The organism is Streptomyces sp. SudanB25_2051 (genome assembly GCF_964272635.1).
Taxonomy (GTDB): domain Bacteria; phylum Actinomycetota; class Actinomycetes; order Streptomycetales; family Streptomycetaceae; genus Streptomyces.
In genome coordinates, this window is the sequence record NZ_OZ186787.1 from 2544105 (window position 1) to 2566754 (window position 22650).

Annotated in this window: 16 protein-coding genes and 1 riboswitch; of the genes, 3 read left to right on the plus strand and 13 right to left on the minus strand. The window is 74.7% G+C overall.

The window, feature by feature from the left end:
* Window positions 1–3: 3 nt before the first annotated feature.
* A riboswitch (cyclic di-AMP (ydaO/yuaA leader) is annotated at window positions 4–174 on the minus strand.
* Window positions 175–435: 261 nt separating this feature from the next.
* The 7 genes from ACSUPT_RS11230 to ACSUPT_RS11260 all read right to left on the minus strand — a co-directional run bounded on the left by ACSUPT_RS11230 (window position 436) and on the right by ACSUPT_RS11260 (window position 7831).
* Entirely contained in the window at window positions 436–1458 is a 1023-nt protein-coding gene (locus tag ACSUPT_RS11230) for a transglycosylase family protein (protein WP_436944167.1), read from the minus strand.
* 94 nt (window positions 1459–1552) lie between these two features.
* On the minus strand, window positions 1553–2824 hold the full coding sequence (locus ACSUPT_RS11235) for a cytochrome P450 family protein (RefSeq protein ID WP_365728135.1): 1272 nt from the start codon (window positions 2822–2824) through the stop codon (window positions 1553–1555).
* Window positions 2821–4665, minus strand: a complete 1845-nt coding sequence (locus ACSUPT_RS11240; protein WP_436944168.1) for a tetratricopeptide repeat protein — start codon at window positions 4663–4665, stop codon at window positions 2821–2823. The genes ACSUPT_RS11235 and ACSUPT_RS11240 overlap by 4 nt, the downstream gene beginning before the upstream one ends.
* Before the next feature lie 43 nt (window positions 4666–4708).
* The gene (locus tag ACSUPT_RS11245) at window positions 4709–5692 is read right to left on the minus strand and encodes a nucleoside triphosphate pyrophosphohydrolase (RefSeq protein WP_436944169.1); all 984 of its coding nucleotides are present in this window, start codon (window positions 5690–5692) and stop codon (window positions 4709–4711) included.
* A 23-nt stretch (window positions 5693–5715) separates the two neighbouring features.
* Window positions 5716–6366: a SurA N-terminal domain-containing protein gene (locus tag ACSUPT_RS11250; protein ID WP_351965302.1), complete on the minus strand. Its 651-nt coding sequence runs from the start codon at window positions 6364–6366 to the stop codon at window positions 5716–5718.
* A gap of 83 nt (window positions 6367–6449) precedes the next feature.
* A complete protein-coding gene (locus ACSUPT_RS11255) occupies window positions 6450–6869 on the minus strand; it encodes a GtrA family protein (RefSeq protein ID WP_351965301.1) in 420 nt (139 codons plus the stop codon).
* Window positions 6866–7831, minus strand: a complete 966-nt coding sequence (locus ACSUPT_RS11260) for a glycosyltransferase family 2 protein (RefSeq protein ID WP_351965300.1) — start codon at window positions 7829–7831, stop codon at window positions 6866–6868. The genes ACSUPT_RS11255 and ACSUPT_RS11260 overlap by 4 nt, the downstream gene beginning before the upstream one ends.
* Before the next feature lie 124 nt (window positions 7832–7955).
* Between ACSUPT_RS11260 and ACSUPT_RS11265 the strand changes: the two genes are divergently transcribed.
* Window positions 7956–10607 carry a YfhO family protein gene (locus ACSUPT_RS11265; RefSeq protein ID WP_436944170.1) on the plus strand — a complete coding sequence of 884 codons (2652 nt, stop codon included), beginning with the start codon at window positions 7956–7958 and terminating at the stop codon, window positions 10605–10607.
* Window positions 10608–10617: 10 nt separating this feature from the next.
* A complete protein-coding gene (locus ACSUPT_RS11270) occupies window positions 10618–11580 on the plus strand; it encodes a class I SAM-dependent methyltransferase (protein WP_436944171.1) in 963 nt (320 codons plus the stop codon).
* A 54-nt stretch (window positions 11581–11634) separates the two neighbouring features.
* On the opposite strand, the gene ACSUPT_RS11275 is transcribed toward ACSUPT_RS11270, so the two are convergent.
* From ACSUPT_RS11275 to ACSUPT_RS11285, 3 genes are all read right to left on the minus strand, one after another.
* Entirely contained in the window at window positions 11635–13224 is a 1590-nt protein-coding gene (locus tag ACSUPT_RS11275; protein WP_351965297.1) for a serine/threonine-protein kinase, read from the minus strand.
* Window positions 13221–13841 (minus strand): hypothetical protein, encoded by a 621-nt coding sequence (locus ACSUPT_RS11280; RefSeq protein ID WP_361664041.1) that lies wholly within the window; start codon window positions 13839–13841, stop codon window positions 13221–13223. Before ACSUPT_RS11280 ends, ACSUPT_RS11275 begins: the two co-directional genes overlap by 4 nt.
* Before the next feature lie 183 nt (window positions 13842–14024).
* On the minus strand, window positions 14025–16142 hold the full coding sequence (locus tag ACSUPT_RS11285; RefSeq protein WP_436944172.1) for an N-6 DNA methylase: 2118 nt from the start codon (window positions 16140–16142) through the stop codon (window positions 14025–14027).
* Window positions 16143–16338: 196 nt separating this feature from the next.
* Between ACSUPT_RS11285 and ACSUPT_RS11290 the strand changes: the two genes are divergently transcribed.
* Window positions 16339–17163 (plus strand): DUF4190 domain-containing protein, encoded by an 825-nt coding sequence (locus ACSUPT_RS11290; RefSeq protein WP_361664035.1) that lies wholly within the window; start codon window positions 16339–16341, stop codon window positions 17161–17163.
* Between the two features lie 82 nt (window positions 17164–17245).
* On the opposite strand, the gene ACSUPT_RS11295 is transcribed toward ACSUPT_RS11290, so the two are convergent.
* The 3 genes from ACSUPT_RS11295 to mfd form a co-directional block, all read right to left on the minus strand.
* Window positions 17246–17995, minus strand: a complete 750-nt coding sequence (locus ACSUPT_RS11295) for a GNAT family N-acetyltransferase (protein ID WP_351965293.1) — start codon at window positions 17993–17995, stop codon at window positions 17246–17248.
* 199 nt (window positions 17996–18194) lie between these two features.
* Window positions 18195–18899: an HNH endonuclease family protein gene (locus ACSUPT_RS11300; protein WP_436944173.1), complete on the minus strand. Its 705-nt coding sequence runs from the start codon at window positions 18897–18899 to the stop codon at window positions 18195–18197.
* A gap of 108 nt (window positions 18900–19007) precedes the next feature.
* Entirely contained in the window at window positions 19008–22538 is a 3531-nt protein-coding gene (gene mfd / locus ACSUPT_RS11305) for a transcription-repair coupling factor (protein ID WP_361664026.1), read from the minus strand.
* Between the last annotated feature and the right edge of the window lie 112 nt (window positions 22539–22650).

A 22650-nucleotide genomic window follows, 5' to 3' on the forward strand; every position in this document is an offset into this window, starting at 1 on the left:
GGCGAATCTCCTCACCGACGCCTGCGAGGTGAGCTGTCGGGTTCGGGCCTGGTGAGTGCCCGGCCGCGCGCTGGTGGCGCGCGGCTTCACCCCTAGCCGGTCCGGCCGTCTCTCGACGGCAGGGCCCGGCGCTTACCTTGGGTCCCCCGCTCCTGCCTACGGCGCGTGATGCGTCGACTGTTCCCGTCGTCCGGCGGCAGGATTCGGCGTTACCGGTCGGACGGGGCCCGCGGTGGCGAGCGGTATCGACGGTAAGCACAGACCCATGCGGAGATCAAAGACGGACATCCCGGTCAATCCGCCCCTACGCGCCTGCCCCATAAGGGCGTTTGCGCAGGTAGGGGCGGAAACGGACGGACCGGGCGGCGCAGGGGCGCGAGTTGAGGCAAAGAGACTCTTGTCTCACTTCGAAGAAACGGACATTCCTGCCCGTAACTACCCCTCGTTCGCGCCCAGGTCGAGGCTCTGGCCAGGGAGGATGAGGTCGGGGTCGGTACCCACGGTCTCGCGGTTCGCGTCGTAGAGCGCCGTCCAGCCGCCGGGCAGCTCGTGGCTGTCCGCGATGGTCCAGAGGTTGTCGCCGGGCTGGACGGTGTACGTACCGTCCGGGGCGAGCCCGTCGCCCGTACGTGCCGTTCCGTCACCGCGCGAGGCGTGCCTGCCGGATTCGCGGCTCTCGGCCGGATTGCCCGTTCCGGTGGTCTCGTCGGTTCCGCCCGGAAGCGTCGGGACGGCCCCGGCTTCCTCCTTGGCGGGTTCGCCGCGGTGCTTGCCGGTGCCGGTCGCGGGGGTGCCCGTGCCGTCCTCGGCCGCGGAGGCGTCGCCGGGGGCGGTGGGGTCGGTGGAGGGGGCCGCGGGCGCGGTCGGGGAGGCCGTCGCGTCCGGGGTGGCGGGCGCGGTGGGCTCGCCGGGCAGGCCCGCCGCGCCGGAGCCCGTTGAGCCCTCGGTGCCGGCCGGGGCGTCGTCCGGCGTGGTGGGCTGCTCGTCCGGGGCCGGCTTGGCGGCTTCGCCGCCGGTGCCGGTGTCCGCGGTGGCGTCGGGCGTGGCGTCGGGGGCGGTCTCCGCCGGGGCGGATTCCTCGCCGGCGCCGCCGAGGTTCGCGATGGGCGCGCAGGTCTCCCAGGCGGCGGAGCCCTGGGCGGCGTAGACCTTCTCCGCGACGGCTATCTGCTCGGAGCGGCTGGCGAGGTCGGCGCGCGGCGCGTACGCCGTGCCTCCGTACGCCTGCCAGGTCTCCTGCGACAGCTGGAGGCCGCCGTAGTAGCCGTTGCCGAGGTCGGCACTCCACATGCCACCGGTCTCGCATTCGGCGACGCGGTCCCAGGTGGCGGCGTCGGCGGCGGACGCGGTGCCCGCGCCGAGCAGCGGCAGGGCGATCGCTGATCCGGTCACCCCCGCGGCGACGACGAGGGCGGGAGCTTGACGGGGTCGACGGTGTCGTCCGTTCCCGGAGCGCATGCGTTGGACCTTTCGCGTGACTGCTGAGGTGACGGTGAACGTAGCGGCATTCGAACGCCAGTCACAAGTCGGTGCAGCGGAGATTACGCGAACATCACAGACTTGACGTAGCGTCAGCTTTTTCCGGTGTAAAGGCCACCGGAAGGGTGCGCAGCCCGCGCATGATGAGCCCGCCGCGCCACCGCAGTTCGTCCGGTTCGACGGCGAGGCGCAGGTCGGGCAGGCGGGTCAGGAGGGTGGCCAGCGCGGTCTGCCCCTCCAGCCGCGCGAGGGGCGCGCCGAGGCAGTAGTGGATGCCGTGCCCGTACCCGAGGTGCTGGTTGTCGCGCCGGGCGAGGTCCAGGGTGTCCGGGTCGTCGAACCGCTCCGGGTCCCGGTCCGCCGCCGCGAGGACGACGAGGACGGGGTCGCCCGCCTCGATCCGCTGCCCTCCGACGCTGAGCGGCTCGGTCGCGAAACGCCAGGTCGCCAGCTCGACCGGCCCGTCGTAGCGCAGGAGTTCCTCCACCCCGGTGGCCAGCAGGTCCGTCTCGCCCGCGGCCAGCGACGCCTGGAGCCGGGCCCGCTCGGCGGGGTTGCGCAGAAGCGCGTACGTGCCGTTGCCGATGAGGTTCACGGTCGTCTCGAAGCCCGCGAAGAGCAGGATGAACGCCATCGCGGCGGCCTCGTTCTCGGTGAGGTGCTCGCCGTGGTCGGAGGCGCGGATCAGCCCGGAGATCAGGTCGTCGCCGAGGTCCCCGCGCTTGCGGTGGATCAGGTCCACCAGATACGCCCGCATCCGCTTCACGGCCCGGGCGACACCGCCGCGCGGGCCGCCGCCGTGCCGGATCATCTGACCCGCCCAGTCCCGGAAGTCGTCCTGGTCCTCGGCGGGCACCCCGAGCATGTCGCAAATCGCGTAAATGGGGAGAGGAAAGGCGAATTCATGGATCAGGTCGGCCTCGCCTTTTGTAGCGAAACCGTCGATCAAACGGTCCGTCAGCTCCTGCACGCGCGGCGCGAACTCCGCGACCCGGCGGGGGGTGAACGCCTTCGACACCAGCCGCCGCAGCCGGGTGTGGTCCGGCGGGTCGATGTTCAGCAGGTGCGTCATCAACTCCGCCTTGCGCTCCCCCGGAATGCCCGTCTTGCCCTTGGCGTGGGCGGGCTCGTCGTGGTGCGCGGGGTTCTTGCTGAGCCGCTGGTCCGCGAGCGCCTGCTTCGCGTCGGCGTACCGGGTGACCAGCCACGCCTCGACCCCGCTGGGCAGCCGGGTGCGGTGCACCGGCGCGTGCTCCCGCAGCCAGGCGTACGCCGGGTACGGGTCGGTGGCGAACTCCCAGGTGAAGAGCTCGGGGGGCGTGGCGGGGTCGTTCACGGCGTTCACCCCTCGACGGTATCCGCCCCGCCGCCGACCGCCTCCACGGCACCCGGATGCCCGGCGTGGGCGGCCCAGCGCATCCAGAACGCGGCCTCCTTCTCCCTGCCCTCCTCTTCCAGGAGGCGGGCCAGCAGGAAACCGGCCTGCGGATTGGCCACCGTGAACGCCTGCGTGTACAGGTACGCCTCCGAGTCGTCCGCGGCGGCCGCCCTGGCCAGCCACGTCGTCGCCTGGATCTGCAGGAGCCTGCCCAGCCGGGTCATGGCGCGTGCGTCGCCCGCCTCGGCGGCCTTCTCCAGGTACCGGATCGCCTCCCGCGTATCGCCCCGGTCGGCCAGGGCGCCGCCAAGGTCGGCGGCGGCGGCCGTGTGGCCCGCGTCGGCGGCCTTGCGAAGCCACTCCTCGTCGTCGGTGAGGCGGGCCAGGCGGTACATGGCCTCGGAGTCGCCTGCTTTGGCGTGGTGTCGGAAATACCTGGTGGCCAGTGTGGTGACGCGCGGCTCACCCTGGGCAAGGGCCAGATCCCATGTCTCGTACGGGACCGGGGGCAGCTCCTCGGTGGCCATCGCCTCAGCGACCAGGTAGCCGTAGCCGGCCAGCTCGCCCGTGCCAGGTGTCTCGACCAGCAGGCCGGCCACGCCATGGCGGGGACGCACCGCCCAGGCGAGGGCCGCGTCGAACGCCTCGGCGTGCTCGGGGGCGTACATCTCGTACACGGCTCGGACCAGATCACGCGGCTGAGGTTCGGTGAGCCAGCACCGCGCCAGGTCCAAGGCAGCGCGGACCAACTGGTGGCCGGGCTGGTTCCCGGTTGAGCGTCCAGCCCTGCGCCACTCTTCCCACAGCTCTGGACCGACGGCCAGGTACGGGGTGACGCGCTTGTCGTGGCAGAAGTCCACCGCGTCCCTCAAACGCCGGTCGCCACTCGCATCCATCCGCATCAGCTCAAGGCGGCTCCACTCCAGCTCCAGCTCCACCACCCGCGCCCGGCTCAGTACGCGGGCCGTCGCGGGGGCGCCGAAGCGGTGCTCGTCGTACGCCGCGTCCGTCATCGTGGCGACGGTCCGCACGCCCATGGCGATGAGGCGCGACAGCAGGGCGCCGTCCAGGCCCTCCAGGTACCGCTCCAGGTCGTCCAGCCACAGCACGCAGGGGGACTTCCGGGCGGCGATGCGCTCGGGCAGGGTCCGCAGGTCCGTGCCGGGCGGCGGGACGCACACCTGCGTGCCGGGCGCGAGGCGCCGCACGTGGGCCCAGGCGGTGGTGGTCTTGCCGGACAGCGGGGCGCCGGTGATCAGCAGGAAGCCGTCCCGCCGCTCCGGGCCGAGGTCCGCGTCCCGGTCGCGGCGGATGTACGGCACCTCGTGCGGGGCGCCCAGCGCGTGCGGGTCGACCGTCGCGGCGTCCAGCCAGAGCGCCGGGTCGGGCGGGGCCGTGAAGAAGTTGACCTGCTCGACGGTGTGCGCCTGCACGACGTTGCCCGCCGCGCTGTCCGCCACCGTGTTCCGGACGGCGGGCCCGTCGCGGCCGGGCGTCACACGGCCTTGCACCTCCCGTCCGGGCGTCACGCGACCGGGCATCGCGGGCGCCGGCTCCCCCGCGTACGACCGGATCACGTCCAGCACCCGCGGGTCGCGGGGGACCGCCCGCCGCAGCCACTGCTCCGCGCCGGCGCGCGCGGCCTCGCGGGAGACGGCCAGCCGGACCCGCGAGGCCAGCAGGTCGAAGCCCAGCGCCCCTTCGGGGTCCAGCGCGCTCAGGCGCTCCATCAGCCCCAGGTAGCTGTCGGATCTCAGCACCCGCAGCAGCGCGTCGAAGTCGCCCTCGCGCAGCTCCCCCTCGCCCATCGGTCCTCCCCCGGCTCACCCGCCCCGTACGGCCACCGCCACGTTACCCAGCGTCGTGGCCCTCCGCGGCGCGGATCGTGTCGCGGTACGCGCGGGCCGCCGCCCGCAGGGCCGCCTCCGGGTCCACGCCCTCCGCCTCCGCCCTCGCGGCCATCTCCAGCAGGGCGTACCCGACACCCTCGCCGGACGGCGGCGGCACGTCCAGGCCGGCGGTGCGGACGCGGCTCGCCAGCTTCGCCGCGAGGGCGAGGCCGGGCTGGCCGAGCGGGATGCCGTCCGTGACCGAGGTGCGGCGCTTCTCGACGGCCTTGGTGCGCAGCCAGTGCTCCTTGACCTGCTCGGGCGTCTCGGCGGTCGCGTCGCCGAAGACGTGCGGGTGGCGGTGGATGAGCTTGTCGACGAGGCCGCCCGCCACATCGTCCAGCGAGAACGGCTCGTCCTCCGCCTCCTCGGCGATCCGGGCGTGGAAGACCACCTGGAGGAGGACGTCGCCGAGCTCCTCGCGCAGCTCCTGCCGGTCGCCGTCCTCGATGGCCTCGACCAGCTCGTACGCCTCCTCGATGGCGTACTTGGCGAGGCCCTGGTGCGTCTGGCGGGACGACCAGGGGCACTCGCGGCGGATGCGGTCCATCACCTCGACCAGGTCGAGCAGGCGGGCGCCCGGCAGGTCGTACGAGCCGGGCAGCAGCTCCAGGTCCGGCATGGCGACGCGGCCGGACCCGGCGAGCCGGGCCAGGCCGTCGGTGAGCTCCTGGTCGCCCTCGCCGGACGCGACGACGACGACCGTACGGCCCCCGGCGCACGCGTCGACCAGCTCCCGGGCCGTGGGCGCGGCGGTCTCGACGGTGACGCCGGCCTCGCGGAGGTAGGGCAGCTGCGGGTGCCCGGGGTCGGGGCACAGGACCGCGTCGGCGGCGTGCAGGGTCTGCCACGCCGGCCACGACAGGACGCCGGGCGCGACGCGGTGGCTGCTGGTGAGGAGGACGATGCGGCCGGTGCCGGGGGTGTCTGCGGCTTGAGCGTTCACCCCTCGAACCTACCGCCCGCCCCTCACATCCCGGCCGGGGCGGCCGCCGGGTCCTCGGTGACCTGGCGGAGCCAGGGCGCCTGGTGGCGGCCGAGCTGGATCTTGCCGTGGTCCCAGGAGCCGTACCGGGGGTTCACCTCGATGCCGAGGGACTTGGACGCGGCGCCGAACAGCTCGGTGAGCTTCTTCTGGCCCTCGGGGGTGTTGGTCACCCCGTGCTTCTCAGCGATCTTGTTCATGAGGATGTTGCGCCGGACGACCGTGTCGATCTCGTCGGGGGCGGTGCCCTGCTGCTGGAGGAGCATCGCGGCGAGCTGCCGGTCGCCGCCGTACTGGCGGGCCGCGTCGCGCCGCATCTGCTGGACCTCCTTGCGGCTGGCCGTGATCCCGGAGTCGGCGGCGACCTTCTCCACCACCCGGTCGAAGATCATCCCGTTGAGCTTCTCGCGGCTGAGGTCGCCGGTGGCCCGGATCAGCTGCTCGGCCTGCGGCGACGCCTCCTGCGCCGCGCGGACGTCCCGGACCTGCGCCTGGAGCGCGGCCGTCTCGATCCGCTGCCCGCCGACGACGGCGGCCGCGCCCGGGTGGGCGTCGCTGCCGCAGGCGGTGAGGAGGGGGGCCGCGACGACGAGGGCGGCGGACACGGAGAGCGCGGTGCGACGGCGGCGGTGCAAAGGGGCCTCCCGGCGTGGGTCGTACGTCAGTGTCAACGACCTTGCGGTGATCGATGGTATGCAGTGGCTGTGGCCCTGGGCCACTACTTCGGAGCCACTTCTGCCAACGAGTCACGGTCCTTCGGGTTCTCGGGCCGCAGCATGATCGTCCGGGAGACGGCGAAGGTGATCGGGATGGCCGCCGCCGCGGCGAGCAGCGGCGCGTACCGGCTGGACAGCCCGGCGACCCCCACCAGCAGCCACACCCCGGCGGTGGTGATCACGAAGTTGGCCGCGTTGGTGAGGGGGAACAGCAGGAACTTCCGCCAGGTGGGGCGGGTGCGGTAGGTGAAGAAGCTGTTGAGGAAGAACGAGCCGGTCATCGACAGCAGGAACGCGACGACGTGCGCGGCCACGTACGGCAGGCCGCAGGCGAGCAGCAGCAGGTAGCAGCCGTAGTACGTGCCGGTGTTCACCACCCCGACCAGGGCGAACCTGACGATCTGGCCGCTGATGCCGGTCATCTTCGGCTGAACTCCCCGGGGGACGGTCGGGTGCCGGGTGCGGCACCGGTGTTCGCCGCCTTCACCAGGAAGTGGGGGCGCCGCTTCACCTCGTAGTAGATACGGCCCACATACTCCCCGATCAGGCCGAGCATGACCATCTGGACACCCGCGAGCGCGGTGACCGCGACCAGGAGGGTGACGTATCCGGGGGTGTCGACTCCGTTGACGAGGGCGTCGCCGACGATCCAGGCCGCGTACAGCGAGGCGGTGGCGACCAGCACGAGGCCGAGGTGGAGGGCGGCCCGCAGCGGTTTGTCGTTGAAGGAGAGCAGACCGTCGAGGCCGTAGTTGAGGAGTTTGCGCAGCGTCCATTTCGAGCGGCCCTGCTCACGGGTCTCGTTGCGGTACTCGAAGGTGGTCGTGGGGAATCCCACCCAGGCGAAGATTCCTTTCGAGAAACGGTTGTACTCGGTGAGTTCCAGTACCGCGTCGACGGCGCGGCGGGACAGCAGCCGGAAGTCGCCGACCCCGTCGGCCAGCTCCACGTCGACGAGCCGGTTGATCACCCGGTAGTAGGCGCGGGCGAGCAGGGTGCGGGTGACGCGGTCCCCGTCGCGGGTGCGGCGGGCGACGACCTGGTCGTAACCGTCGGCGTGCAGCTCCAGCATGCGGCCGACGAGGCGCGGCGGGTGCTGGAGGTCGGCGTCCATGAGGACCACGGCGTCCCCGGCGGCGTGGCGCAGGCCGGCGAGCATGGCGGCCTCCTTGCCGAAGTTGCGGCTGAAGGAGACGTACCGGACGCGCGGGTCGGCGGCGGCCCGCTCCTGGAGGATCTCCAGGGTGCGGTCGCGGCTTCCGTCGTCCACGTAGAGGAGTTCGAAGTCGACCGCGAGGCGGCCCAATTCCGTGGTGACGTGCTCGTGGAACCGGGCGATGATCTCCTCTTCGTCAAAGCAGGGCACCACTATCGAGATCAGCACGCGGTAAACGGAAACGGCCGTGCGTGTCGGACGCGGACCCGCTTTGTGGCGGGCAGGCGGCCATTCGGTGAATTCGCCCGCGGGGGGCGGGGAGGGGTGGTTTTCCGGTGCCATATTCGGGGCCGTGGCCGAGTCCCGTACCCCTTCGCCGGCGCGGCGTTCCGGTGGCGCCGCCGCGCCCGCCGCGCTGTCGGCGCTGCTCGCCGTGGTGGCGGTGTGCGCCGGTGACGCCGCGGCCCGGACCTTCCCCTTCGGGCCGCGCACACGCGCCGTCAACGACCTCGGCAACCAGTTCGTGCCGTTCCACGCCCACCTGTGGGACCTGCTGCACGGCCGGGCCGGGGGCGGCCCGCTCAACTGGCGGGCGGGGTACGGGACCAGCCTGCTGCCCGACCTGGGCACCTATCTGACGAGCCCGTTCGCGCCGCTCGTCGCGGTCTTCCCGCGCGAGCGGATCGATCTGGCCGTGTACGCGGTGACCGTGCTGAAGCTGGGCGCGGCGGCGGCCGCCATGGCGGTGGCGCTGCTGCGGCAGCGGCGGGGCGGCCGGTGGGGCGCGGCCGTGCTGGGCGCGGCGTACGGGCTGTGCGGCTGGGCGGTGGTCGAGGCGTCGTACAACCCGATGTGGCTGGACGGGCTGATCGCCTTCCCGCTGCTGTGCCTGGTGGCGGAGTGGGCGCGCCGGGGGCGGCGGCCGGTGCTGGGGCCCGTGGTGGTGGCCCTGTGCTGGGCGGCGAACTTCTACACCGCGTACATGGCGACGCTGGGCGCGGCGCTGGTGCTGGCCGCGCGGCTCCTGGAGGGGGCGGGAGTCCGCGGCGGCGGGGCCCGTGGGGCCGGGGCGGCATCCGGGGCCGGGGCGGCTCGTGGGGCGCTGCGGGTGTGGGGGCGGGCGGTCGGGACGGTGGTGCTGGGGGTGGGGCTCGCGGCGCCGCTGCTGGTGCCGGTGTTCCTGGGGTCGCGGCACGCCTATCCGGGGTGGACGCGCCGGTTCGAGCCGGCCGAGTGGGCGGACGTGGCCGCGCGGGTGCTCCCGGCGACGTACAGCTTCTTCACGCCCGCGCTGTTCCTGGGCGCGGGGGCGCTGCTGCTGGCGGCCGCGCTGCCGTTCCACCGGGCGGCGCCCGCGCGGGGGCGGCTGGTGTGGGGCGGGCTGGCCTCGGTGGTGCTGCTGTCGGCGCAGTGGGAGCCGACGCACCTGGTGTGGCATGTGTTCGCCACGCCGAACGGCAGCCCGTACCGCCAGACGTTCGTGCTGGCCGGTGTGGTGGTGATGGCCGCGTGGACGGGCGTGGCGGCGGGCGGCTGGCCGGACCGGCGGGCGCTGCTGGGCGGGGCGGGGCTGCTCGCGCTGGTGGCTGCGGGCGCCGCGGGGAGCGGGCTGGTGTCGGGCGTGGCGTACGGGGTGTTCGGGGCGGGTGTGGTGGTGGCGGCGGGCGCGGTGCTGCTGCTGGGCGCGGCGAGCGGGACGGCACGTGAGGGGCGGACCGGGAGCGGGGGGCCCTTGGCGCGGGTGGCGGCGGTCGGGCGGACCGGGAGCGGGGGGCCCTTGGCGCGGGTGGCGGCGGTCGGGCGGATCGCGGCCGGGTCGTCACCCGGGCGGACGGAGGGACGCCGGCTCCCGGCGCGGGGGCGGCGGTTGGCGCGCGGTGCGGGCGGCGTGCTGCTGGCCGGGACCGTGGTCGTGCCCGCCGCGGTGACCACGGCGTACGCCGACCGTGAGCGGCCCGCGCGGCTGGACGACTACCCGGCGTGGGGCGCCGCGCACGAGGTGCGGGCGGCGGCGGTGCGGGGCGCGGACGGGTGGCCGCGCTACCGGACCGATCCGGGGCGCCCGCAGCTCACCGGCAACGACCCGCTGCTCGTGGGCGGGCAGGGCGCCGCGTACTACAGCAGCCACACGCCCGCGGTGTGGACGCGGACCCTGGCGGCGCTCGGCGGCGGCTGGACGTCCCACGGCCGGAACCTGCAGAGCCTCGACAACCCGGTGACCGACGCCCTGTTCGCGGTCGGCGCCCGCTGGCGGGACGGGGTGCTGACGCGGACCGACGAGTATCTGCCCCTGGTGACGGTCAGGCCCGGCGCGGGGGAACTCCGGTACGGGCCTTCGGCGTTCCGCAACCAGGAGCTGCTGCTCGGGGCGCGGGTCTACGGCCTCCCCGCGGACGGCGTGTGCCCGGTCGGCAGCGACGTCTTCGTCTGGGCGCCCGACTTCACCGGCACGGCGCGCCTCGGCGCCACCGGACGTCCCGCCGAGCTGCGCGGCGGGCTGCCCAGGCGGCGCGCCGCCATGGCCCCGCTGGGCACCCAGCTCGTGGCGGGCACCCGCGTGCGGTGGCGGGGCCGTGGCGCCGTGCCCGAGGGGTCCGTCGGCTGCCTGGACCGGGGGCGGTTGAGCGAGGCCGTGGCGCGGCTGCGGGCCGGGGCGGCGGTGGACGTGCGGGTGGACGGCGACGGGGTGCGGGCCGAGCTCCCGCCGGGCGCCCGCGGGGTGGCGGTCCTGGCGGCGCCCCGGATCGCCGGGTGGCGGTGCGAGGGCCGGCCGGCCGGTGACCATCTGGGCCTGGTGGCCGCGCCGTTGGAGCCGGGCCGGCGGTCGGTGCGCTGCGCCTTCCGCACGCCTGGGCTGCGGTCCGGGGCGGCCTGCGGGGCGGCGGCCGCGGTGGTCCTGGCGGGGGTGTGGACGCGCGCACGGCGTGCGCGTCGCCCGTACGCCACCAAGACTTCACCCGTGCACCACCGTGCCGTCTCCCGCCGACCGGCCGGCTCGGCGTAGCTTGCCCCGCATGCCCTCTCTTCTGAGCAACCCGCTGACGAGGCGGCTGCTGCGGCCCGCCGTCTCCCTGGTCGAGCAGCGCATGGAGCGCATCACGCACGCGTTCCAGAAGGACCTGGACGCCCTGCACCACGAGGTGGCCGATCTGCGGCGGCAGAGCTACGGGCTCGGGCTGCTGCTCGACGAGGCCGGCCGCGGCGCCCACCGGATGCCGACCCCCACCCAGGTGGACCGGCTGGTCGCCGAGGTCGCCACGGTGACCGGCGAAGCCGGGGAGCGGGCCCGCGCGGAGGTCACGGTGGCGTACCGGCACCTGGTGGCGCTGGAGGCGCTGGGCGCGGGCGGGACCGGCGGGACGGTGTCCGACGTGTGCGGCCGCCTGGCGTCGGTGCCGCTGCTGGTGGGCGCCCGGGCCGGTGCGGCGCCTTCCGCGGGGGCGGTGGCGGGGGCCGCCGTCGGCGCGCCGGCCGGTGTGGGCGCCGGGGCCGGCGGCTCCGGCGCGACGGCCGGCGCCTCGGCCGACGGCGCCTCGGCCGACGGCGCCTCGGCCGCCGGGGCGGTGGCCGACGGGGTGCGCGGGGGTGCGCTCGCGACGTCCGGCGGTGTGGTGGAGGTGCTGGAGGTCGGCGCCCGCCACGGGCTGTTCGCGGCGGCGCTGCGGCTGATGCTGCGGCGGCACGGCGTGGAGGCGCGGCTGACGCTGGCCGGCGCGCTGGACGAGGACGCGGCGCGGGAGAACCTGGCGCTCGGCGGGGCCGGACGCGAGGACGCGCGGCTGGTGCGGGGCGGCCTGGACGCGCCCGAGGTGCGGGAGCGGCGGTACGGCGTGCTGATCCTGGACGCCCCGCGCGAGGAGGCCCGGGAGCTGGCGGCCGACGGCGCGGTGCTGGTCGCCCCGGCGGACGGGGCGCCCGTGCCGGGGCTGCGCCCCGTGGGCCAGGTGGCCGACTCGCTGTACCTCGCCGCCCCGTAGGGGTCCGCGGTCCGCACGCGGGCCGGCGCCCGGTCCGGGGCGCCGGCCCGCGTGTCAGTAGGTGCGGACCTGCTGCTGGTGGGTGAGGGCGCGGCGCAGTTCGTTCGCGAGCGGGTGGTACGGCCCGTACGCGCGCTCCGTGTCGTACAGCAGGTTCTGCAGCTGCTGGTGGGCGCCCGAGTGGTCGCCCGTCGTCAGCAGCAGGTGCCCGATCCGGTGCCGGATGCCGAACGCCCGGCTCGGGTCGGCGCCGGGCTGCCGCCGGGCGCTCTCGTAGTACGGCAGGATCGCCCGGTACTCGGCGAGGGCCTCCGCCGCCTGCCCCGACTGCTCCAGGCACAGCGCCACGTCGTGGCGGTACTGGAGGGTCTGCGGGTCGGCCGGGCCCGCCTCGGCCTCCCGGTCGGCGGCGAGGCGGCGCAGCTCGGGCAGGGCCCGCCGGTACTGGCCGTCGTCCATCAGGGTCGTGGCGTACTGCTTGCGCAGGACCCGCACGACGTGCGAGTGCTCGCCGTGCTCGGCCGCGGCGGCCGGGAGGATCGCGCCGAGGATGTCCACGGCCTGGGTGATCCGCCCCTCTCCCAGCAGCCGCTTCACCTCGTCGACGGCGGCGGCCACGTCGGGCCGGCCGGCGGCGGGCGCGGGCGTGCCGGTGGACGCCGCGCCGGTCGCCGCGCCCGGCGGCGGGGCGGTCGGCGGCGGCGGGACCTGCACCGCCGGGGCGGGCGCCGTGGCGCGCTCGGGCCACGGGGCGAGGGGCCGGGTGAACGGCCGGGTGGGGTCCATGGGGCCGCTCGGCCCGGCGGCGCGCGCCGGCAGCAGGGGGGCGAGCGCCTCGTACACCTCCTGCGCGCCGGACGGCCGGTGCTGCGGGTCCTTGGCGAGGAGCCTCAGCACCAGGGCCTCCAGCGGCTCCGGGATGTCGGGGCGCAGGCCGCGGATGGGCGGCGGCGGCTCGTACAGATGGCGGTGGAGGACGCCCAGGGCGGTGGAGCCGGCGAACGGCACGTTTCCGCTGAGGAGTTCGTGCAGGACGATGCCGAGCGCGTACAGGTCCGTGTACGGGCCGACGGCGCCGCCCATGGCCTGCTCGGGCGCCATGTAGGCGGGGCTGCCGATGGGCGAGCCGGTGTGGGTGAGGCGCGTGGTGTCGGTGTCCAGGACGGACGCGACGCCCAGGTCGAGGACGGTGATCGTGCCGTCGGGCTTCACCATCACGTTGCGCGGCTTCAGGTCGCGGTGGACGATCGGCACGGCGTGGACGGCGGCCAGCACGGCGCACATCTGCGCGGCGACCGAGACGGCCCACTGCCACGGGTACGGCTCGTGCTCGGCGAGGTGGTCGGAGAGGTCGGCGCCCTCCACGTACTGCATGACCAGGTACAGGTCGTCGCCGTCGCTGCCCGCGTCGTGCACGGTGACCAGGCCGGGGTGGGACACCTGCGCGGTGACCCGGCACTCGCGGACGAACCGGCGGCGCATGTCCTCGGCGACGGTCGCGGCGGCCATGTGGTCGGGCCGCAGCAGCTTGACGGCCACGCGGCGGTCGAGGCGCCGGTCGTACGCCGTCCAGACCTGGCCCATGCCGCCCTGGCCGATCAGCGTGGCCAGCTCGTACCGGCCGGTGATGACCCGTCCGTTCACCGGCCGCCGTCCTCCCTGCGGAGGAGGTCGCTCAGCTCGTCCAGCTCGGCGCGGACCTGGTCGATCCGGGGCGCCGCGGGCTGCGCCTGGCCCTGCGGCTGCGGCTGGACCGGCTGCGGCTGGGGCTGCTGGTGCGGGGGCCGGACGGGCTGCGGGACCGGTTGCGGCTGGACCGGCTGCGGCTGGACCGGGCCTCCCACGGGCGGCTGGGGCCGGGCGTAGGGGGGCATCGCGACCGGCGGCACGCCCGGGTACGTCTGCCGGGCCTGCGGCGGGTAGCCGTAGCCCGCGCCGCCCGCCGGGAAGGTCGTCCCGTACGGCGACGCAGCGGGCGCCGGGGCGGCGGGGGCGGACGCGCGCCGCTCGAAGTGGCGGATGTCCGCGTACAGGAAGTACCCGGTGTACAGGGCGGCGTGCAGCAGGAGGGAGCCCATCACGAGGTCCGCCTGCAGGGTCTCCACATCGTCCGGCATGAGGATCAGGCAGGTGAGCGTGATGACCACCGACACGCAGAACAGGACCCAGTCCCTCGCCCTGCGCGTGACGACCGCCAGCCTCAGGGGCGCCGCGGCCGCGAGGAAGCCGCAGCTCAGCAGCGGCAGCACGGCGAAGAGCACACGGAGCCATATGACATGGGTCGGCGTACCACGCCGCGGTGGCACGGGGCCGGGGCCGTACATGGCTCCTCCAGGAGGCCGGGTGGGGGGAGACGAACGGTGGTCGGATGCGGTTGCGGAGACGAGCGTATACAGCGACACCGACAAGGGCCGCAGGGTTGCACGGAACCGCCGTGCCGTTGCTCACGCCTCCAGGGTGCCGTCGGTCAGCCCGTCGTACATCCCGCGCACCAGTCGCTCCCCGAGGCGGCCCACCTGGCGCAGGGCCTGCTCGAACTCGGCGAGCGAGCGGAACCGTTCGCCGTAGCGGCGCTGCTCGGCGAGCGGCAGGCGCGGCAGTTGCAGGCGGCGCACGTCGAGGCGGGTGGCGGTGGAGGCGTAGCTGCTGGCCTGGCGCTGGTTGGCCGTGCCGCACAGGAACCCGGCGAGGAACCACGGGTCGAGCGCGGCCGGGTCGGGGCGCAGCAGGTGCAGGTTGCGCCCGAGGGCGGCGCCCGCGGTGGAGTCGTCCACCACGCGCGCGACGGGGCCGCCGCCGAGGACGGGGACGACGACGTCGCCGGTGCGCAGCAGCACCGGCTCCTCGCCGCTCGCGGGGCCTTCGGGGAGGGTGCCGCTGGGCTCCTGGCCGGTGAGGACGTCCTGTTCGGTGAGGACGCGGGTGCGGGCGGCGGGCGTCGCGGTGCCCGGGCCGGGGGTGGGCGCGGTGCCGGTGCCGCCCGCGTGGAGGCGCAGGGCGCCGCTGCGGGCGAGTTCGCCGACCGTGACGCCCGGGGTGCGGGTCGCGGCCGTGCCCGTGGCGGCTCCGGGCGCCGGCTCCGGGGCGGTGATCCGGCCGGGCGGCGGGGTCAGTTCGGCGGTGCGGCGCAGTTGCGCGGCGAGCCGGTCGGCGACGGTGGCCAGCTCGGAGGCGCCGCCGCCGGCCGCGGGGGGCGGCAGATGGCGGGCGGGCGCCAGGTCCACGTCGTCGTCCAGCAGGTCGATGACGGGCACGGAGCGGCTGGTGCCGGGGCGTTCGGGAGCGGTGCCGTGCCGGTCGAACGGCTTCCACGCGTCCAGTACGGCGGTGTGGACGGCCTGCCAGTCGAGCCGTTCGCGCCCTGCGGCGGCGCACGCGGAGGCGTCGACCAGCAGCAGTTCGGGCGAGGGGGACGTGGCGCCCGGCTTGCGCAGCACCCACAGGTGGAGGGGGATGCCGTACGGGGGCGCGGCGCCGGCCGGGAGGGCGACGACCGCGCGGAGGGCGCCGCGGCGCAGCAGGTCGGCGCGGATGCGGCGGCCGGAGCGGCGGGACGCGGCGGCGGGCGGCATCAGCAGCACGGCGGTGCCGCCGGGGCGGAGGCGGGCGAGGGCGTGCTGCACCCAGGCCAGCTCGGACTCGGTGCGGGCGGGGAAGCCGTACTCCCAGCGCGGGTCGTAGGCCAGCTCCTCGTGGCCCCAGTTGCGCTCGTTGAACGGCGGGTGGCACAGGACCGCGTCGGCGGCCAGGCGCGGGTGGGCGTCGGCGCGCAGAGCGTCCCCGGAGCGGGCGTGGACCTCGGCGCCGGTGTGCAGGGCGAGGCGCAGCGCGCTGAGGGCGGCCAGGTCGGGGTCGGCTTCCTGCGCGTACAGGGCGGCGGGCGCTTCGACGGCGCGCAGCAGGGCTCCCGTACCGCAGGCGGGGTCGAGGACGACGGGGCGCTCGGCGCGGCCGGGCGGGGCGGCGAGGGCGGCCATGAGGGCGGCGGGGCCGGGCGGGGTGAGCGTGAACTGCCGCGGGTTGGCGTCGAGATGGCGGCCGAGCAGGAACTCGTACGCGGCGGGGGCGCCGCCCGTGCCGGCGGCGAGTTCGACGGCGGCGCGCAGCAGCGGCACGGACGCGGCGAGCGCCTCGGCGGTGGGGGTGGCGACGGGGCGGCGGGGACCCAGGCGGGCGGTGAGGGCGCGGTCGAGGACGGACGGCAGGAGCGCGGCGAGGCGGTCGTCGGAGACCCGGTCGCCCGCGGGCCAGAGGGCGGGGAGCTCATGGACGAGGAGGAGGGCGCAGCCCGTGTGGACGAGGGCGGTGGCGGCCCCCTCGGGGTGGCCGGCGACCTGCTGCCAGACCCTCTCGCGCAGGGGCACTTCGGCGAGCTTGCCCTGGGCGCGGAGCCACTCCTCCACCTCGGCCAGGGAGAAGGACGGGCTGGTCTCGGTGCCGCCGACCGGTCTGGGGAAGTCGGCGTGGCGGCGGCGCCAGTTGCTGACGGCGGCGCGGCCCACCCCCGCCAGCCTGGCGATCTCGGCGGCGGTCACCTCTGTTGCGTTCGCGTTCTCCGGCACGTCGGCCGCTCCTCCCGTCCGCGATGTGTCCGCATCCTAGGGCGGTCATCCCATGACACTGTTTCACAGTGTGAGTGAAGACGGTGAAGTGAATCGGTGTTGACTCGGTTCACAACCTCTGGTCTGATTAACGGCGTCGCTTCACGGGGCTGTGTGCAGCTCCGCCCACACCTTCATGTCTTGCCGGAGGGCACCCATGTCCCACCCCACGCAGCCGCAGTACGGCGCGCCGCACCCCGCTCCGTCCGCGCCGGCGCAGCCGGCCCGCAACGGGCTCGGCACGGCCGGCCTCGTGCTCGGCATCCTCGGCGTGATCTTCGCGATCATTCCGCTGCTGTTCTGGCTGGGCGGCATCCTCGCCCTGCTCGGCCTGATCCTGGGCGCGGTCGGCATGGGCCGCGCCAAGCGCGGCGCCGCCACCAACAAGGGCGTGGCCATCGCCGGCACGGTCCTCGGCCTGATCGGCCTGATCCTCTCCATCGTGATCGGCGTCATGACGGCCATGGCCGTCGACAAGGCCGTGGACGACATCAACAAGGAGCTGTCGAAGACCGCTCCGAAGGCCCCGGCGGGCGGCGACAAGGGCTCGGCGGCCGCGGGTGACGCGGGCGGCACGGAGGGCACGGCGCCGGCGGAGGTCCTGGCCGCCGACGACACGATCATCTACGACGACGACCTGAAGATCACCGTCTCCGCCGCGAAGTCCTTCGAGCCGAGCGAGTACGCCGTCGGCCACGAGGAGGGCAACAAGGGCTACAAGGTCACCGTGACCGTCGAGAACGGCAGCAAGGCCAAGTTCAACGCCGACACGGTCCTCCTGGAGGCCCGCGCGGGCAAGGACGGCGTGGCCGCCGAGCAGATCTTCGACGAGGGCGTGGACGGCGCCACCGGCACGGTCGCCCCCGGCCAGAAGGCCACCGGCACCTACGCGTTCAGCGTCCCCGCCGACGCCAAGACCCTCATCGTCGAGGTGACGCCGGGCTTCGAGCACGAGGCCCAGCAGTGGGAGCTGAAGTTCTGAGCCGACCGCCCCGTGCGGGATGTGCGGCGTGCGGCCCTCCGCACGCCGCACACGGCTGTTTCCGGCACACGCGCCGCCGGGTTCACACCCGGTGGCGCACCCATACGTTCGGCTCGATGTACACGGCGTACCCGTGCGACGCGTCGCAGCGCACCGGCGTCAGCGCGAACGGCACCTCCACCGGCCCGTCCCCGTCGAACGGCAGCCCGGTCCACCGGCGCCACTGCTGCACCGAGCCGCTGATCGTCATGGACGCCGGGGCGACCGAGTCGATCACGCCGCCCGCGCGGACGTGGACCCGCAGCCACGGGTCCTGCGGCAGTCCGTCCTCCGGCCGCGTGCGGAAGGCGTACTCGGCCATCGGCGTCCGCGGTTCGAGGTGCTTGCCGCTGGGCCGCACCGGCGCCACCACCTCCGTGAAGCCCCGCTCGCCGGCGCGGTCGCGCATCGCGGCGAGCATCCGCCCCGAAAGGCCCCGGCCGAGGTGCTCCCGCGCGACGGAGATCTCGATGGCGCTCACCGTGTCCGGCTTCCGGCCGTCCCGCCGGTCCAGCATCGCCCACGCCAGCACCTGGTCCCAGCCGCGCTCCGGCAGGACCCCGTCGCGCCCCTCGGCGCCCAGTGCGAACGGCACGCTGAAGGACCGGGCCACGACCTGCCCGTCCTCGTCCAGCGCCAGGGACACGTACTCGGGGATCTCGGCCGCCATCCACGCGTAGCCGAGGTTCGACACCAGGTCCCGCCCCATGAACTCGGGCCACAGGCTGGGCATCGCCCACAGCGCGTCCAGCAGGTCCGGCCGCTCGGCCAGACTGACGATCTTCAACTCCATGCCGCCGAGGCTAGGCGCGGCCGCTCGGCGCCGCCACGCGATTTCAGGGCCGGTGACCAGTGCGGTCCGCGCGGCCGGAGGCAGGTGCGGTCCGCGTGGCCGACGGCCGGGTGCCGGGCCGCGCGGCCGGAGGCAGGTGCGTCCGCGCGACCGGAGGCAGGTGCGGCGAGAAGGGCTCAGGGCCCCGGCATCCGGTGCGTCAGGACGCCGGCAGCGGCTCGTCCGGGCAGCCGCCGAGCACCCGGCGCATCGCGTCCCGCTCGGCGGCGGTGACCCACACCCCGTACTTCTTCTTCACCGCGACCTGCCGCGCCACGTACGGGCAGCGGTACGCCTTCGAGGGCGGCAGCCAGGTCGCCGTGTCGCCGTCGCCCTTGCGGCGGTTGGCGGACGAGTCGACGGCGAGCAGGTTCAGCGGGTCGTTGGCGAACCGCAGCCGCTTCTCCGCGTCCCACCGGTGGGCGCCCTTCTGCCAGGCGTCCGACAGGGCCACCACATGGTCTATGTCCACCTTGCCGTCCCCGCGCCGGAACTCGATCCTGCGCCCCGTGTACGGGTCGGCGGCGATGGTGCCGCGCGCCACCTTGCAGCGGTCGCCGTCCTTGTGGCGCACTTCGGTCGCGTCCCGTACGAGGATGTCCTCGCGGGTCCCGCAGCCGTTGCCGTCCGTGTCGGCCCAGGGGCGGCCGAACTTCTCCCGCTCGTAACCGGTCCTGGGCGCCCGGCCCTTGACGGTCAGCGTGTCGACGGCGGCCAGCGCCGAGCCGGGCGCCCCGCCGCCGCGCCCGCCGGTGTCGGAGGCCCCGCCCTGCCCGGCCGTGTCGCAGCCGGAGACGGCGAGCGCGGCGGCCACGACCGCGCAGACGAGGGGACGGCGGGCGGCGGCACGGGCTGCGGTCGGCATGGGGACGATCCTAGGAGGCCGCGCACCAGCCACCGTAGGGCCCCTGCTCCCCGTACGCCCCCGGGAAAGCCCCTACAACGCCTACGGCCCCTACGACCCCTACGACCCCTACGACCCCAGGATCGTCGTCAGGAACTCGCCCGTCCACGCCAGCAGTTCGCGGCCCACCACCGGCTTGCCGCCGATCGTGCCGGTCGTGGGGCGCGGCACCAGGATCTGGCGGGCCGGGGCCTTGATGACCGTGCGCGGGTACAGCCGCTTCAGCCGCAGCTCCTGCGACTCGCGCAGCTCCACGGGCGCGAAGCGGATGTTGTTGCCCTGCAGGACGATCTCACCGACCCCGCAGGCCCGCGCCAGCATCCGCAGGCCCGCCACGAGGAGGAGGTTCTCGACCGGCTCGGGCAGCTTGCCGTACCGGTCGGTGAGCTCCTCGCGTACGGCCTTGATGTCCTCCTCCGAGTTGGCGGAGGCGATCGCCCGGTACGCCTGGAGGCGCAGCCGCTCGCCCGGCGCGTAGTCGTGCGGGACGTGCGCGTCGACCGGCAGCTCGATCTTGACCTCCAGCGGCGGCTCCTCCTCCACGCCGCCCTCCAGGGAGGCCCGGTAGTCGGCGACGGCCTCGCCCACCATCCGTACGTACAGGTCGAAGCCGACACCGGCGATGTGGCCGGACTGCTCGCCGCCCAGCAGGTTGCCCGCGCCGCGGATCTCCAGGTCCTTCATGGCGACGTACATGCCGGCGCCCATCTCGGTGTGCTGGGCGATCGTGGCGAGGCGTTCGTGCGCGGTCTCCGTGAGCGGCTTCTCCGGCGGGTAGAGGAAGTACGCGTAGCCGCGCTCGCGGCCCCGGCCGACGCGGCCGCGCAGCTGGTGCAGCTGCGACAGGCCGAAGTTGTCGCCGCGCTCCACGATCAGGGTGTTGGCGTTGGAGATGTCGATGCCGGACTCGACGATGGTGGTGGAGACGAGGACGTCGAACTTCTTCTCCCAGAAGTCCACGACGACCTGCTCCAGGGCCTGTTCCGACATCTGGCCGTGGGCCGTCGCGATCCGCGCCTCGGGGACGATCTCGCGCAGCCGCGCGGCGGCCCGGTCGATGGACTCGACCCGGTTGTGGATGTAGAAGACCTGGCCCTCGCGGAGGAGTTCGCGGCGGATCGCGGCGCCGATCTGCTTCTCCTCGTACGGGCCGACGAAGGTGAGGACCGGGTGCCGCTCCTCGGGCGGGGTGGTGATGGTGGACATCTCGCGGATGCCGGTGACGGCCATCTCCAGGGTGCGCGGGATGGGCGTCGCGGACATCGTCAGCACGTCGACGTTGGCGCGGAGCTTCTTCAGCTGCTCCTTGTGCTCGACGCCGAACCGCTGCTCCTCGTCCACGATGACCAGGCCGAGGTCCTTGAACTTCGTCTCGGACGAGAACAGCCGGTGCGTGCCGATGACGACGTCGACGGAGCCCTCCCGCAGCCCCTCCAGCGTCGCCTTGGCCTCCGCGTCGGACTGGAAGCGGGACAGGGCCTTCACCACGACGGGGAACTGCGCGTACCGCTCCGAGAACGTGCCGAAGTGCTGCTGCACGAGCAGCGTCGTCGGGACGAGGACGGCGACCTGCTTGCCGTCCTGCACGGCCTTGAACGCGGCCCGCACGGCGATCTCCGTCTTGCCGTAGCCGACGTCGCCGCAGATCAGCCGGTCCATGGGGACCGACTTCTCCATGTCCTCCTTCACCTCGGCGATGGTGGACAGCTGGTCGGGCGTCTCGGCGTACGGGAAGGCGTCCTCCAGCTCCCGCTGCCAGGGGGTGTCGGGGCCGAAGGCGTGGCCGGGCGCCGCCATCCGCGCCGAGTACAGCTTGATCAGGTCGGCGGCGATCTCCTTGACGGCCTTCTTCGCGCGCGCCTTCGTCTTGGTCCAGTCGGCGCCGCCGAGCCGGTGCAGGGTGGGCGCCTCGCCGCCGACGTACTTGGTGACCTGCTCCAGCTGGTCGGTCGGGATGTACAGCCGGTCGCCGGGCTGGCCGCGCTTGGCGGGGGCGTACTCGACGAGGAGGTACTCGCGGGTGGCGCCCTGCACGGTCCGCTGGACCATCTCGATGTACCGGCCGACGCCGTGCTGCTCGTGGACGATGTAGTCGCCCGGCTCCAGGGTGAGCGGGTCGATCGTCTTGCGGCGTCTCGTCGGCATCCGGCGGCCGTCCTTGCCGGCCGCCTTCTGCCCCGACAGGTCGGTCTCCGTCAGCACCGCGAGCTTGAGGCCCGCGTCGACGAAGCCGTGCTCGACGGAGCCGCACGCGACGTGCACCACGGACGGGGTGATGTCCTTCAGCTCCCCGTCGAGGCGGGCCGCGATGCCCTCGCCGCCGAGCACCTCGACCGTACGGGCGGCCGGACCGTGCGCCTCGGTCACGTACACGGTGCGCCAGCCGTCGGCGAGCCAGCCCTTGGTGTCGGCCAGCGCGCGGGCCGTGTCGCCGCGGTACGCCTCCGGGGCGTGCATGCCCAGCTGGATCGTGTCGGCCTCCAGCTCGGCGTCGGGCGCGAACGGCGACACCGACCACCAGGGGATGCCCAGCTCGCGGGCCCGGTCCCGGACGTCCGCGATCGACCACAGGGACGCGGCGCCCACGTCGATCGGGGCCTCCCCGCCGCCCGCCGTGGCCGCCCACGACGCCTGGAGGAACTCCTGCGAGGTGGCCACCAGGTCGGAGGCGCGCGTCCGCACCCGCTCGGGGTCGCAGACGACGGCCATCGAACCCTGCGGCAGCACGTCGAGGAGCAGCTCCATGTCGTCGACGAGGACCGGGGCAAGGGACTCCATGCCCTCGACGGCGATGCCCTCCGCGATCTTGCCGAGCAGTTCGCCCAGCTCGGGGTGGGCCTCGGCGAGCGCGGCGGCCCGCTCCCTGACCTGCGGGGTCAGCAGCAGCTCACGGCAGGGCGGCGCCCACAGGCCGTGCTCGGCGACCTCCAGGGACCGCTGGTCGGCGACCTTGAAGTAGCGGATCTCCTCGACGTCGTCGCCCCAGAACTCGATGCGTACGGGGTGTTCCTCCGTCGGCGGGAAGACGTCCAGGATCCCGCCGCGCACCGCGAACTCGCCGCGCTTCTCCACCAGCTCCACCCGCTGGTACGCGGCGGCCGCCAGGCCCTCCACGACGGCGTCCAGGTCGGCGCTCTGCCCGGACCTGAGGCTGACGGGCTCCAGGTCGCCGAGGCCCTTGACCTGCGGCTGGAGCACGGAGCGGATCGGCGCGACGACCACCTGGACGGGGCCGGCCGCGGGGTCGTCGGGCGAGGGGTGCGCGAGGCGCCGCAGCACGGCGAGGCGCCGCCCGACGGTGTCGCTGCGCGGGGACAGCCGCTCGTGCGGCAGGGTCTCCCAGGCCGGGTACTCCACGACGCGGTCGGGGTCGAGGAGGCTGCGCAGCGCGGCGGCCAGGTCCTCGGCCTCCCGGCCGGTCGCGGTCACCGCGAGGACGGGCCGCCCGGCGTCCCTGGCCAGCGCCGCCACCGCGAAGGGCCGCGCCGCGGGCGGGCCCACCAGGTCGACATGGGCCCGGTGCCCGTCGGCGGCGGCCTTGACGGCCTCCGCGAGGGCGGGGTCCTTGACGACGGCATCGAGGAGACCGTGCAGGCTCATGGAGCTTTCCGTCCCTGGGTCATGTGGAGGTGGGCAACGCGAAAGACCCGACGCGGGGTACGGGCCGGGTTCTTTCAGCCTACGCCGCACCACTGACACCCGCGCCGGGACA

What these genes read in the sequence shown, in the direction of transcription:
- ACSUPT_RS11290 (WP_361664035.1), top strand. Translation starts at nt 16,339, where the DNA reads ATGTCCCACCCCACGCAGCCGCAGTACGGCGCGCCGCACCCCGCTCCG.
- ACSUPT_RS11295 (WP_351965293.1), bottom strand. Translation starts at nt 17,995, where the DNA reads ATGGAGTTGAAGATCGTCAGTCTGGCCGAGCGGCCGGACCTGCTGGAC.
- ACSUPT_RS11240 (WP_436944168.1), bottom strand. Translation starts at nt 4,665, where the DNA reads ATGGGCGAGGGGGAGCTGCGCGAGGGCGACTTCGACGCGCTGCTGCGG.
- ACSUPT_RS11300 (WP_436944173.1), bottom strand. Translation starts at nt 18,899, where the DNA reads ATGCCGACCGCAGCCCGTGCCGCCGCCCGCCGTCCCCTCGTCTGCGCG.
- ACSUPT_RS11255 (WP_351965301.1), bottom strand. Translation starts at nt 6,869, where the DNA reads ATGACCGGCATCAGCGGCCAGATCGTCAGGTTCGCCCTGGTCGGGGTG.
- ACSUPT_RS11270 (WP_436944171.1), top strand. Translation starts at nt 10,618, where the DNA reads ATGCCCTCTCTTCTGAGCAACCCGCTGACGAGGCGGCTGCTGCGGCCC.
- ACSUPT_RS11230 (WP_436944167.1), bottom strand. Translation starts at nt 1,458, where the DNA reads ATGCGCTCCGGGAACGGACGACACCGTCGACCCCGTCAAGCTCCCGCC.
- mfd (WP_361664026.1), bottom strand. Translation starts at nt 22,538, where the DNA reads ATGAGCCTGCACGGTCTCCTCGATGCCGTCGTCAAGGACCCCGCCCTC.